Annotated in this window: 14 protein-coding genes and 1 tRNA gene; 9 read left to right on the plus strand and 6 right to left on the minus strand. The window is 71.3% G+C overall.

Annotation, left to right across the window (positions count from 1 at the left end; translation table 11 throughout):
• Positions 1-3 precede the first annotated feature (3 nt).
• On the plus strand, positions 4-282 hold the full coding sequence (locus AB0B41_RS13050; protein ID WP_358202346.1) for a GlsB/YeaQ/YmgE family stress response membrane protein: 279 nt from the start codon (positions 4-6) through the stop codon (positions 280-282).
• 104 nt (positions 283-386) lie between these two features.
• Here the strand turns inward: AB0B41_RS13050 and AB0B41_RS13055 are convergent, their stop codons facing one another.
• The 3 genes from AB0B41_RS13055 to AB0B41_RS13065 all read right to left on the minus strand — a co-directional run bounded on the left by AB0B41_RS13055 (position 387) and on the right by AB0B41_RS13065 (position 3,197).
• Positions 387-1,154, minus strand: a complete 768-nt coding sequence (locus AB0B41_RS13055; RefSeq protein WP_358202349.1) for a GAF and ANTAR domain-containing protein — start codon at positions 1,152-1,154, stop codon at positions 387-389.
• Positions 1,155-1,176: 22 nt separating this feature from the next.
• A complete protein-coding gene (locus AB0B41_RS13060) occupies positions 1,177-1,899 on the minus strand; it encodes a GAF and ANTAR domain-containing protein (RefSeq protein WP_358202351.1) in 723 nt (240 codons plus the stop codon).
• A gap of 1,163 nt (positions 1,900-3,062) precedes the next feature.
• On the minus strand, positions 3,063-3,197 hold the full coding sequence (locus AB0B41_RS13065) for a hypothetical protein (RefSeq protein ID WP_358202353.1): 135 nt from the start codon (positions 3,195-3,197) through the stop codon (positions 3,063-3,065).
• Positions 3,198-3,470: 273 nt separating this feature from the next.
• Between AB0B41_RS13065 and AB0B41_RS13070 the strand changes: the two genes are divergently transcribed.
• On the plus strand, positions 3,471-3,632 hold the full coding sequence (locus AB0B41_RS13070) for a DUF6307 family protein (protein WP_358202355.1): 162 nt from the start codon (positions 3,471-3,473) through the stop codon (positions 3,630-3,632).
• A complete protein-coding gene (locus AB0B41_RS13075; protein WP_358202357.1) occupies positions 3,629-3,832 on the plus strand; it encodes an RGCVC family protein in 204 nt (67 codons plus the stop codon). The genes AB0B41_RS13070 and AB0B41_RS13075 overlap by 4 nt, the downstream gene beginning before the upstream one ends.
• Before the next feature lie 334 nt (positions 3,833-4,166).
• On the opposite strand, the gene AB0B41_RS13080 is transcribed toward AB0B41_RS13075, so the two are convergent.
• The gene (locus tag AB0B41_RS13080; protein ID WP_358202359.1) at positions 4,167-4,451 is read right to left on the minus strand and encodes a transposase; all 285 of its coding nucleotides are present in this window, start codon (positions 4,449-4,451) and stop codon (positions 4,167-4,169) included.
• A 162-nt stretch (positions 4,452-4,613) separates the two neighbouring features.
• Between AB0B41_RS13080 and AB0B41_RS13085 the strand changes: the two genes are divergently transcribed.
• Complete coding sequence (locus AB0B41_RS13085) at positions 4,614-5,093, plus strand: hypothetical protein (protein ID WP_358202361.1); 480 nt, start codon at positions 4,614-4,616, stop codon at positions 5,091-5,093.
• A 948-nt stretch (positions 5,094-6,041) separates the two neighbouring features.
• Here AB0B41_RS13085 and AB0B41_RS13090 read toward each other — a convergent pair.
• The gene (locus AB0B41_RS13090) at positions 6,042-6,251 is read right to left on the minus strand and encodes a hypothetical protein (RefSeq protein WP_358202363.1); all 210 of its coding nucleotides are present in this window, start codon (positions 6,249-6,251) and stop codon (positions 6,042-6,044) included.
• 122 nt (positions 6,252-6,373) lie between these two features.
• Between AB0B41_RS13090 and AB0B41_RS13095 the strand changes: the two genes are divergently transcribed.
• Positions 6,374-6,496: a hypothetical protein gene (locus AB0B41_RS13095; protein WP_358202365.1), complete on the plus strand. Its 123-nt coding sequence runs from the start codon at positions 6,374-6,376 to the stop codon at positions 6,494-6,496.
• Positions 6,497-6,526: 30 nt separating this feature from the next.
• Here AB0B41_RS13095 and AB0B41_RS13100 read toward each other — a convergent pair.
• Positions 6,527-6,598 (minus strand) — tRNA-Thr (locus AB0B41_RS13100).
• Between the two features lie 66 nt (positions 6,599-6,664).
• Here AB0B41_RS13100 and AB0B41_RS13105 point away from each other — a divergent pair.
• The 4 genes from AB0B41_RS13105 to AB0B41_RS13120 are packed head-to-tail and all read left to right on the plus strand — an operon-like array spanning position 6,665 to position 10,937.
• Complete coding sequence (locus tag AB0B41_RS13105; RefSeq protein ID WP_358202368.1) at positions 6,665-8,110, plus strand: threonine/serine exporter family protein; 1,446 nt, start codon at positions 6,665-6,667, stop codon at positions 8,108-8,110.
• 56 nt (positions 8,111-8,166) lie between these two features.
• Complete coding sequence (locus AB0B41_RS13110) at positions 8,167-9,594, plus strand: trehalose-6-phosphate synthase (RefSeq protein ID WP_358202369.1); 1,428 nt, start codon at positions 8,167-8,169, stop codon at positions 9,592-9,594.
• Positions 9,587-10,363 carry a trehalose-phosphatase gene (otsB, locus tag AB0B41_RS13115; protein WP_358202371.1) on the plus strand — a complete coding sequence of 259 codons (777 nt, stop codon included), beginning with the start codon at positions 9,587-9,589 and terminating at the stop codon, positions 10,361-10,363. Before AB0B41_RS13110 ends, otsB begins: the two co-directional genes overlap by 8 nt.
• A gap of 22 nt (positions 10,364-10,385) precedes the next feature.
• A complete protein-coding gene (locus AB0B41_RS13120; protein WP_358202374.1) occupies positions 10,386-10,937 on the plus strand; it encodes a TetR/AcrR family transcriptional regulator in 552 nt (183 codons plus the stop codon).
• Positions 10,938-11,052 lie beyond the last annotated feature (115 nt).

The raw sequence follows: 11,052 nt of genomic DNA on the forward strand, positions 1-11,052 counted from the left end.
CTCATGACCGTCACCGGGATCATCACCGCTATTGTCATCGGCGCCATCATCGGAGCCCTCGCCCGCCTCGTCCTGCCCGGGAAACAGAACATCCCGATCTGGTTGACCATCGTCGTCGGCATCGTCGCCGCGTTCGTCGGCACGTTCCTCGCCCGCGCCATCGGCATCTCCACCGACACCGGCGGTATCGACTGGCTCGAGTTGGTGGTCCAACTCGTCGTCGCGGTCATCGGCGTCGCGATCGTCACCGCGGCCTACAGCCGCCGTGGCGCACGGCGCTGACCGAACACCCTCGAGCTCGTGCTGGCCTCACCCCCTGCCGGTCCTGCCTACCAGCAGAGCACCGGCATCGAGGGGGCCGGGGACTCGCCGTCGGCTCCCCCGGTTCACGGTCGACGAGACGCGGGGGCGGGGGCGGGGGCGGGGAACTGTGCGGGGTCCATCTCCCTCCGGACGATGCGTCGGGCGACCTCGACCAGTTTGAGGTTGTGGGCGCGGGCGTGGGCGCGGAGCCGGTCGAAGGCCGTCTCCACATCGACCCCCAGCCACTGGCTGAGCACGCCCTTGGCCTGCTCGATGGTGACCCTGCTCGTCAGGGCGGTCTGGAGTTGTTCGCTGACGACCTCGGCCCGGTGGATCGCCCGCTCCTGGAGGATGCCGATCGTGGCGACGTCCGCCAGGGCCTGGGCGAGAGCGAGATCGGCGGCGGGCAGTGGTCCGGGGTGTCGGTCGAACAGGTTGAGAGCACCGATCGCCTGGCCGCGCAGCCTCAGGGGCAGCGCGTGCACCGCTCGGAACTGCCCTCGCGCTGCGACGGCATCGACGAAGGCAGGCCACCGGTCGGTGGCGTCGGCGAGGTCGTCGACGCTGACGGGGGCCGCGGTCTGGAAGCAGTCCAGGCACGGGCCTTCGTCGTTCTGCAGCTGGAAGAGCTCCATCAGCTGCGCCGCTTCGCTCGACGCCGCCACGACGTGCAGCTCCCGGCGGGCGTCGCCGAGCACGATCCCGGCGGCGTCGGCGGGGAGCAGCTCGACACAGGTGGTGGCGAGGCGGTACAGCAGGTCGATCGCGTCGTAGTCGTCGACCAGGGTGTCCGCCAGCTGGACGAACGCCCTGCTGACCGCTTCCTCCCGATCGGCATGGACTGGGCTCATGGGACACACCCCTCGGACGAGCTCATGGCTGTTCCCTATCGTCGTAGAACGTGAGTCTGCGGGTCACCACGTCGCGGGCGACGTCGATGAGGAGCCTGTCGTGGGCGAAGGCGTGTCCGCGTAGCCGGGCCAGCGCGTCGGGTGCGGTGGTGTCGAGTTGGGCGAGCACCATCCCGGTCGCCTGGTGGATCTCGGGCCTGCTCAGCGCCGTGCCGTCGGGCCAGTCGCCGGCCTGTCCGTCGGGATCGGTGACACGTCCGAGGAGCATGACGGTGGCGATGTCCGCGGCGTCGAGTGCGTCGCGCTGCCGGGTGTCGTCGAGCCGGCCCGGTGCCCGGCGGTAGAGATCGAGGACGCCGAGGTTGACCGCGCCCCACTGCAGCGGGAGCGCGAACAGGGCGCGTACCTGTGTCCGCTCCGCGACCGCGGCGGCGAAGACCGGCCACCGCTCCACCTCGGTGCTGTGCAGCAGGTCCGGCACCAGAACGGGGTTACCGGTGGTGGCGGCCTCCACGCAGGCGCCCTCGTTGAGGGTGAACTGCAGCTCCTCGAGCACCGTTGCGGTCTTGTCGGTGGCCGCCAAGGTCTGTCGGGTATCGGATGCGGTATGGATCGAGATCGCCGCGCCGTCGACGTCGAGACCGGCCGCACACGCCCGGCAGATCCGCAGCGCAACAGTGCGGTCGTCGGCCGTGTCGCGGCCCATGGCCAGCAGGGCCCGGGCGGCCGCGCCCCGATCAGACACCGACGGCCTGCCGCCCGGGAGACAACTCCCGGCATGACACGACGCGCATAGCGCTCACGTCCTCTCGGCGACTCGGGCCGTCGATCAAGGCGCGACGGGGGCCTGAATCGAGCGCCGGATGTGGCCAATGTTACCGCGTCCCGCCCGGTTCGGACCGTCCCGTCAGCCCGGGTCGCTGCGCCGGCCGCGGGCCTCCGACGCCGACGGCGGGTTGCCCTGGCTCCCTGGCCGGGGTACAAAAGCCCAGCTGCCCCAGTCCTCGGCGGTGTGCCCGAGCATCCGTCCGAAGAGAGGCAGGGCTAGCTGTGCAACTCAGACCGTCGGTGCCCGTCTTCAGCGCTCCACCCGCGGGTCCGACGTCGGCTGGGGCGAGACCAGGGCGTCGGACCCCGCGCCGATGACCCACGCCCTGAGCAGCGAAGACCCTCCGGTCGGCGTCCCCTGTCCCACTGGCGCCGCGGATCGGGACGACGCGGAGGTTCGGTCCACGATCTACGAGCCGGGCCCGTCGACCGTCCCTCGCCCGGAGCAGGGGAAGGAATCGGGGAGACCGATGGCACCATGTCCTGCTCGGCCCCGCTGACGGCATCGACCTGACCGGCCGCTCGGCATCGTCCGCGGCGTTCGAGAGCGACCGGAGCCGGAGGGGTGCTCCGGTCGCACTCCGGGCGCCGTGGACGAGCGGGGTTCGGGAAGATCTTCGCGTCGCTTCGAGGTCTTCCGCCCCGGCCGGCGAGGGTCGGTCGGGCCGCGGCGATCGTGCCCGGCCGAGCGGAGTCAGCGACCGGTCGTGATCGAGTTCGGGCGTCGCGCATCCCGAAGGGTGGGAAGCCCGACGCAGCCGCCCTCTCCCTCCCAGCGCTCGAGTGCGTCGTCGGCTCTGCCGTGCGACGGGATCGGGAGCGGTGGCGCGGGTTCGCCGTTGTCGGTCGCGTTCACGGTCGTGGTGAGCCTCCGGCTGGAAGCGAAGATGCTCGCGCATGCGGAAGGGTCAGGCGGTGGACTCCACGACGGCATCGTGACGAGCGGTGCCTCGCCCGCTGCGGAACCTTCTCGGCGCGGTCGTCGGCCGCCTCGATACCTGACGAGCGCGCCGGCCCTCCTACGACAGGCCGTACCGAGCCGGCGAGGTGGCCGCGGCGTGTGACGGCAGGAGCAGCTACCTACTTGTCCTTCCGCGTGGGAATGACGGCCCGGTTGAGGGCCGCGGCCGCGGCGGACTTCTTCTCGGCGCGCTTCTGTTTGATGGTCTTGCCGGACTTCTTGCTACTGGACTGGCGCGGAGACTTGTCGGACATGGCGGATCTCCTCGGTCGGCGTGGTGCGCCGAGCTCGGGTGCCGCGCCAGTGGGACGCGGGCCATGGAGCCATGTGGCTTCGTCCCAGACTGTCCTCCTGCCGCCCTGCCCACGCAAACGAGCGGCCGGCACTGCTCGACACGCCGCGGGAGCAGCAGGCCGAGTAGGGTGGTCCGTACCGGGAGCATCCTTGTACGCGGGCGTTCGGCCCGCCGTCGTCCTCGGTGAACGGCCAGGCCGGGCGGATCGCCGCCCGGGGGACGGACGACCGGCATGACATCGGTCCCGCTTGTCACCATCACAGGCTACGAACGGCGGCTGGCACTCGTCCGCGCAGAGATCCGGGAGGGCTCGGACCTCTCCGAGCAGGCCGTCCTCGCCCTGGCTGTCCGGGTTCTGGCCGCGCTCGACCACATCCCGGAGAACGTGCGATGAGCGGGCTCAACGGCGCCGCTGTCGGCACACCGGGCAGGACCGTCGAGGACGAGTGGGCCGAGCTGGACGAGGGCCCGCGCTGCCTGGCCTGCGTGCACCTCTGGTCCGAGCACTCGGCCATCGACGTGCGCTACTGCGCTGCGACGCTCTCCATGTCGCACGAGCGCGGCTGCATCTGCGACCGGGCCAGGGGTCGCTGAGACAACGGGCGCACAACATGCCGTCGATGCCGACCCTCGGGTCGGTTGCCTTCGTCGAGGGTGGCGGTGACCGGTGGCGTCGACCGGAGGGACTTCCGGACGATACGGAACACAGACGTCCGAGACGCCGTCCGTTCTGGTCGAGGCACCCGCAGCGCCACCACGCATCGACACGGGAGAAGCTGTTGCGAACTGGCTCCGGCCGAGTTCGGCGATCGGGCCGAACGCCGAACTCGGCCGAGGCCGGTCGAGCCATCCTCTCTCGGCGTCTTCCCGCGTCCGCCACGATTTCCGGTAGACAAGCTCGGTGTTGAGAGTGGAGAAGAAATCTCCATCAGCGCGTTGTCGTAGGAATCGCCGCCTTCAGGATTTCGTTCGCCCGGCGGAGCTCGGCGTTCTCCTTGTGCAGCCGGCGTAGTTCCTCGGTCTCGGTGGTGGTGGGGCGATCGTGGCGTTCGCTGTGGTCGGCCTGGTCCTGGCGGATCCGGTTCCGCAGCGCTTCGTGGTGCACGCCCAGCTGCTCGGCCAGCCGGCGGATCACCGACTTGGGGTCGGACTCCCGGTAGAGCCGGACCGCGCGCTCACGCAGCTCGTCGGGGTACTTCTTCGGTGCTGCCACAGAGACTCCCTTCACGGCCTGTCGGCCATGAACGTCGGTCTCCGAGCAAGCGGGGGAACCTCACTCTGGCAGAACGGACAGGTCCCTCCGCGTGTGAACATGTTACCCCGTCGCCCTGATGGCGATCTTGTTCTCCTCGACGGCGACGAGAAGGGTGTATGTGTGGGCGACGACGTCATGGCTCGGGTGATCGTCGCTGTGCAGCGCGGTCGGACCGGCATGCGGGCGATGGCCCGGCAGGAGCTGGAGATGTTGTGGGTAGAGGTCGAGCGGGGCGGAGGCGATGACTTCCACCGCTGCGTGATCGCGCATTTCCTCGCCGATCTGCAGGACGACGACCGGGCCGAGCTCCTGTGGGACGAGCGAGCCTTGGCGGCTGTAGAAGGTGTGACCGACGAGCGTGCGCAGGAGTTCGATCGCAGGCTGCAGGTTCGGGGGTTCATGCCGTCGCTGTACCTGAGCGTCGCCGACGACCACCGGCGACTCGGCGACCCCAGCCGCGCTCGTGAGCATCTCGAGAAGGCGCGGGCCACGGCCGACGCGCTGGGCGACGACGCATACGGTGAGTTGGTCAGAGGCGCTCTTCACAAGATCGATCAAGCACTGGCCGCGGGCTCCGCTGAGCGGCTGGCGGGCGACTGACGTCGCTGCGAGCAGCGACTCTCAGCCGCAGCCGGCCGTGGGAATGCGAGCCGATCTTGTTGACCCACTGGCCGGGATGACCTGTAGTGCTGGATCGGTCACAACACTGCGGCTCGAAGCCTGTCTACTCAAGGCGCACAGCTCAGGGATGAACCTGGGACATTCCCCTTCTCAGAGGTCGACGCGGCCTTTCCTGGGGCAAGTGTCCGATGGCGAGCCGCCGGCCCTGCTGAGCCCGCGGCCGGGAGAACGATCAGAATGTGCGCTATAGATCCATCAGTGATCTTGCAGGAGTAGGTGCAAGAACTCCCGGCAGTGCCACTCAGCGCTCAGCACGTGGTTTCGTCGCGCCTTCGGCATGCTCCCCCAAGGAGTTCGGCCACGCCCGCCGGGTCTATCCGGTCGGCGTACTCGGCGCGTGTCCACCAGTGCTCGCGGACGAGCGTACGGACAGCGGCGGGGTCCATGAGCACCAAGGCGCTGCCACGGCACGCTCCGTGGACCCCGGATCGGCAGCACGCCGGAGGCTACTTCGAGATGACCCCACTGCCCCAGGCACTGAGGCCGGCAGAGCCACCGGCACGGGCGGCCTACCGCAGTGGCTGGCGACCGGCGCACGCCGCCGCCGCCGACCTACTGGTGGAGATCATCCGCGCGGCCGGTCGCATGCGACAGTCGTGTCGCAACCAGGCCGGTCAGTAGCCGAGGACTTCGCGGAGAAGGTCCCCGGGGTCGCGACCGCACCACAGACCCGGCCCAGCGGTTCGGATGGCTGGTCACCAACGCCTCGGGCCGGACGAGGAGGTCCACGGTGGCCGCCCGGGACCGAGCGTCGCGCCTTCGACGTCGTCGTGGAGTACCTGATCCTCGGGGTGACCCCGCCGGGATCTGAGCCACTCTGCCCGCCGGGGTGTGCCCGGCGGGCAGCCCCGGCCCGGTGAGGTCCGCCTACTCGTCGGTGAAGGTGCCCAAGGTGCGGAAGTTGAGGTAGTCGCCGAGAGTCAGCCCGACTTCGCCGAAGTTCAGAACATCGCCCTGCGCCATCGAGAACGACTCGGAGGCGGCCAGCTGGAAGGTGCCGTCCCCGGCGGGGACGGTCTCGAAGAAGAGCGTGCGAACCCCTGTCGGGGTGAGCAGGTGCGCGGTGCGCTCAGGCATCCCGGGAACGTACCCACGACACCCGACGGCACTCCGCCAACTGCGTCGCAGCTCACTGAGGTCTTGGTCTCGGCAGCACCAGCGTGACCACCGAGGCATCGAGGATGTGGACGTTGCGACCCGTGGCACAGATCAAGCCGAGCTCGCCGGTGCGGTTACAGGACGCGTGCGCGATCGCGCCCCGCGCGCGGACCTCGGCGGCCTACCGCGCGATGGCCGAGGACGCGACGTTTTCGTCTCGCTGACGCCAACCGGAACCCGCTGGTCAGACACCGAGCCGGAGGTCGGGATCGAACCGACGACCTACTGTTTACAAGACAGTTGCTCTACCACTGAGCTACACCGGCACCACCGGACTCTCGCCCGGCAGCCCACATCGTAGAGCGCTGCGGTCGTTTGGCAGCCTGGCGCCCGTGGTGGACGAGCTGAACCCCGCCGAGCGGTTGGCGAACCGGCTCCGGGCGACGCTGAAGCGTGACGCCCGCCGACTGCTCGCGGCGGGTCCGCCGACGTTGCCCATGCTCATGGTCGGGCCGCAGGTGCCCGACGACGCCCGGGTGCAGGAGGTCCTCGACTTCTGCATGCGGGTGGGCGAGGTGCAGCTCTCCAGCGGGGAGAGCGTCGGGGTGACCACGGACCTGATGCTGCGGCTCGCGGAGATCTGCGGCCTGCCGGCGGTGGACGTGGACATCACGTTCACGTCGATCACGATCTGCTGCCACCGCGGCAACGCGGCCTCGCCCGTCACGTCGATGCGGCTCGTCAAGTACAAGACGCTGGACCTGACGCGGCTCGCGGCGGTCGACGCCGTGGTCGACGCCTTGGTGGAGGGGCGGCTCGACGTGCGGGCCGCGGCCCGGGAGCTCGACGACGCGGTCAACGCCCGCCACCCCTACCCGCGCTGGACGGCGACGGCGGGCTGGGGCGCGCTGGCCGGGGCGATCGCGGTCCTGCTGGGCGGCGGCGCCGTCACGGCGATCACGGCGTTCCTGGTCACGGGCGCGATCGACCGGGTCGGGCGGATCCTCAACCGCTGGGGGCTCCCGGCCTTCTTCCAGCAGGTCACGGGCGGTCTGCTGGCCACCACCGTGACGATCGGGCTGTTCGCGGCGGGGCTGTTCCCGCCGGGCACGCGGCCGTCGCTGGTCGTCGCCTCGTCGATCACGGTGCTGCTGTCCGGGCTGTCCGTGGTCGGCACCGTGCAGGACGCGATCTCCGGCTACTACGTCACGGCGGCCGGCCGGGTCGCGGAGATCACACTCCTGTCGGCGGGCCTGCTGACCGGCGTCGTCCTCGGCCTGAAGTTCGGGTTCGCGGTCGGCATCGCGCTCGACGTCGCGGGCTCGACCTCGGCCAGCGTCGGGCGGTTCACGCTGGCGGTCGCGACCGGCGCGGTGGCCGCCGCCGGGTACGCCCTGGCGGGTTACGCGCCGTTGCGCGCCCTGCTGTACGCGGCGGGGACGGGCGCGGTGAGCTGGGGCGTCTACAGCGCGCTCAACCAGTACTCGGGGATCGGGCCGGTCGCGGCGACGGGGATCGCGGCCATCGTGATCGGCATCGGAGCGGGCCTGCTGCGCCGCACCCGGCAGGTGTCGTCGCTGGTGGTGACGCTCGCGGGTGTCACGCCGCTGCTGCCCGGCCTGACCGCCTACCAGGGCTTCTACCAGCTCGCCGTCGAGGGGCTGGCCGAAGGGCTGGTCACGGTCACGCTGGCGCTGGCGATCGGGCTGGCGCTGGCGGCGGGCGTGACCTTCGGCGAGTTCCTGGCCCGGCCGCGCCTGCGCACCGCCTCGGGCGACCCCGAACCGGTCGCCGCCGCCGACGATTCAGAGCCCGCGAACCTGCCCGGCGGTCAGTAGGGTTCTCCTCGAGGATCCGCCGGCGACGGCCGCGCCGGCGGCGCGAGGAGGATCAGGTGGCCCGCAACAGCAAATCCGAGCTTCCCCCGCCCGATTTCGTGGTCGTGGCCAACCGGCTGCCCGTCGACCTGGAGAAGCTGCCCGACGGCGGCCAGCGCTGGAAGCGCAGCCCCGGCGGCCTGGTCACGGCCCTGGAGCCCATGCTGCGCGCCCGGGACGGCGCGTGGATCGGCTGGCCCGGCGTGCCCGACGCCGACGTCGGCCCGCTCGTCGAGGACGGCTTGCAGCTGCACCCGGTCGGCCTCAGCGCGCAGGAGGTGGAGAACTACTACGAGGGCTTCTCCAACGGCACGCTCTGGCCGCTGTACCACGACGTCGTGGCCCCGCCGGTGTTCCACCGGCACTGGTGGCAGGCGTACGTGAAGGTCAACCAGCGCTTCGCCGACTACACCGCGAAGGTCGCCGCCGAGAACGCCACCGTCTGGATCCAGGACTACCAGCTGCAGCTCATGCCGGGGATGCTCCGCGACCTGCGCCCGGACCTGCGGATCGGCTTCTTCCTGCACATCCCGTTCCCGCCCACCGAGCTGTTCATGCAGCTGCCCTGGCGGACCCGGATCGTCGAGGGCCTGCTCGGCGCGGACGTGATCGGCTTCCACACCGCGGGCGGCGTGCGGAACTTCCGCTGGCTCGCCACCCGCCTGGCCGGCGCCGGGGCCGTCCGCAACCGCAACGAGGTCACGGTCGGGCGGCGCACCGTGAGGCTCGGCGCCTTCCCCATCTCCATCGACTCGGCGCAGCTGGACCAGCTCTCCCGCACCGACGCCGTCGTCAAGCGGGCGGCGCAGATCCGGGAGGATCTCGGCAACCCGGAGAAGATCGTCCTCGGCGTCGACCGGCTCGACTACACGAAGGGCATCGACGTCCGGCTGCGGGCCTTCCACGAGCTGCTGCAGGAGGGCCGGATCACCTCCGAGAACGCGGTGATGATCCAGCTGGCCACGCCGAGCCGCGAGCGCGTCGAGCACTACCAGCGGATGCGCGACGACATCGAGCTCTCCGTCGGCCGGATCAACGGCGAGTTCGCGAAGGTCGGCCACCCCGCGGTGCACTACCTGCACCAGTCGCTGCCGCGGGAGGAGCTCGCGGCCTTCTTCCTGGCCGCGGACGTCATGCTCGTGACCCCGCTGCGCGACGGCATGAACCTCGTCGCCAAGGAGTACGTCGCCTGCCGGCACGACCTCGGCGGCACGCTGGTGCTGTCCGAGTTCGCGGGTGCCGCGGCCGAGCTGACCAGCGCCATCCTGGTCAACCCGCATGACACGGACGGCGTCAAGGAGGCCCTGTACGCCGCGCTGACCATGCCGCCGGAGGAGGGCCGCAAGCGGATGCGGACCCTGCGCAAGCAGGTCATGACGCACGACGTCGACCGGTGGGCCCGGTCCTTCCTCGACGCCCTGGGCCTGGAGCGCGCGGATGGCTGAGCCCGAGCTCGACCCCGCCCTGTCCGTGGCGCTCGACCGGCTCGGCCAGGCCGGCACCCTGCTCGTCGCCCTGGACTTCGACGGTGTGCTGGCCCCGATCGTGCCCGTGCCCTCTGACGCCCGGCCCCTGCCGGACTCCGCCGACGCGGTCCGCGAGCTCGCCGGGGCGCCGGGCACCACCGTCGTCCTGCTGTCGGGGCGCGGGCTGACGGACCTGGCCACCGTCTCGGGCTTCGCCGAGCCGGTCCACATGGTCGGCAGCCACGGCGGCGAGTACGGGCCCGGCCTCACCGACGGGGACGGCTCCCTGCTCAGCCCGGAGCAGCAGGACCTCAAGGAGAAGCTGACCCTCGCGCTCGTCGACCTGGTCGAGGGCGAGATCGGGGTGACCCTGGAACACAAGCCGGCCGGGGTCGCCGTACACGTCCGCAACGCCGCGCCGGAGGTCGGCACGAGGGTGCTCGACGCTGTCCGGGCCGGGCCCGGCACGTGGGAGGGCGTGGACTCCACCGAGGGCAAGGCGGTGATCGACCTCGCGGTCCTGCAGGTCAGCAAGGGTGCGGCGGTCGACGTGCTGCGGGAGCGGCTCGGGGCCGACGCCGTGTTCTTCGCGGGCGACGACGTCACGGACGAGTCCGTGTTCACCCGGCTCCGGCCGGGCGACGTCGGGGTGAAGGTCGGCGAGGGCGACACCGCGGCGGAGCACCGCGTCGTCGGCCCCGAGGCGCTGACGGGGGTGCTGCGGGCCCTCGCGCGCGTCCGGCGCTGAGGATCGACTTGCCACTGGCAAGATGTCGCGGGTGAAGCCCTACCACCACGGCGACCTGCGACGGACCCTGCTCGCCTCGGCGGTCGAGGTGATCGCCGAGCGCGGGGTCGCGGCGCTGAGCCTGCGTGACCTCGCGCGGCGGGCAGGAGTGTCGCACGCGGCCCCGACGCACCACTTCACGGACAGGACGGGGCTGCTCACCGCCCTCGCCGCCGAGGGCTGGTCGCTGCTCGCGGACGCCCTCGTCGCGCACGCCACGGACTTCGCCGAGGCCGGGGTCGCGTACGTCGTGTTCGCCGTCGAGCACCCGGCGCACTTCGCGGTGATGCGCAGCCCCGACCTCGTCCGCGCCGACGATCCGGCGCTGGCGGAGGCCCGAGGGCGCGCGGCCGCGGTGCTGGAGGGCGAAGGGCGGGACCGGGACCGGCGGCTGGCCGCGTGGTCGCTGGTGCACGGGCTCGCGTCTCTCGTGCTGGAGGGCAACGTCGAGCCGGGCCCCGACGTCGCCGGCCTGGCCCGGCGGATCACCACGCAGCTCCGGCTCGACGACGTCGCAGGTCGCCCGGGGTCGTGAGTGCCGAGTGCCCCTCTAGGTGTAGTGACCCATCACCTTGTTGACGGTCATGCGGCGAGTCGGGTGGCCGGGGGGCGGCCGCCGAGGGCGGAGTGGGCGCGTCGAGTGTTGTAGT

It is taken from the genome of Pseudonocardia sp. NPDC049154 (assembly GCF_040648315.1).
Lineage (GTDB): Bacteria > Actinomycetota > Actinomycetes > Mycobacteriales > Pseudonocardiaceae > Pseudonocardia.

What these genes read in the sequence shown, in the direction of transcription:
- AB0B41_RS13050 (WP_358202346.1), top strand. Translation starts at nt 4, where the DNA reads ATGACCGTCACCGGGATCATCACCGCTATTGTCATCGGCGCCATCATC.
- AB0B41_RS13075 (WP_358202357.1), top strand. Translation starts at nt 3,629, where the DNA reads ATGAGCGGGCTCAACGGCGCCGCTGTCGGCACACCGGGCAGGACCGTC.
- AB0B41_RS13070 (WP_358202355.1), top strand. Translation starts at nt 3,471, where the DNA reads ATGACATCGGTCCCGCTTGTCACCATCACAGGCTACGAACGGCGGCTG.
- otsB (WP_358202371.1), top strand. Translation starts at nt 9,587, where the DNA reads ATGGCTGAGCCCGAGCTCGACCCCGCCCTGTCCGTGGCGCTCGACCGG.
- AB0B41_RS13090 (WP_358202363.1), bottom strand. Translation starts at nt 6,251, where the DNA reads ATGCCTGAGCGCACCGCGCACCTGCTCACCCCGACAGGGGTTCGCACG.
- AB0B41_RS13120 (WP_358202374.1), top strand. Translation starts at nt 10,386, where the DNA reads ATGTCGCGGGTGAAGCCCTACCACCACGGCGACCTGCGACGGACCCTG.
- AB0B41_RS13065 (WP_358202353.1), bottom strand. Translation starts at nt 3,197, where the DNA reads ATGTCCGACAAGTCTCCGCGCCAGTCCAGTAGCAAGAAGTCCGGCAAG.
- AB0B41_RS13055 (WP_358202349.1), bottom strand. Translation starts at nt 1,154, where the DNA reads ATGAGCCCAGTCCATGCCGATCGGGAGGAAGCGGTCAGCAGGGCGTTC.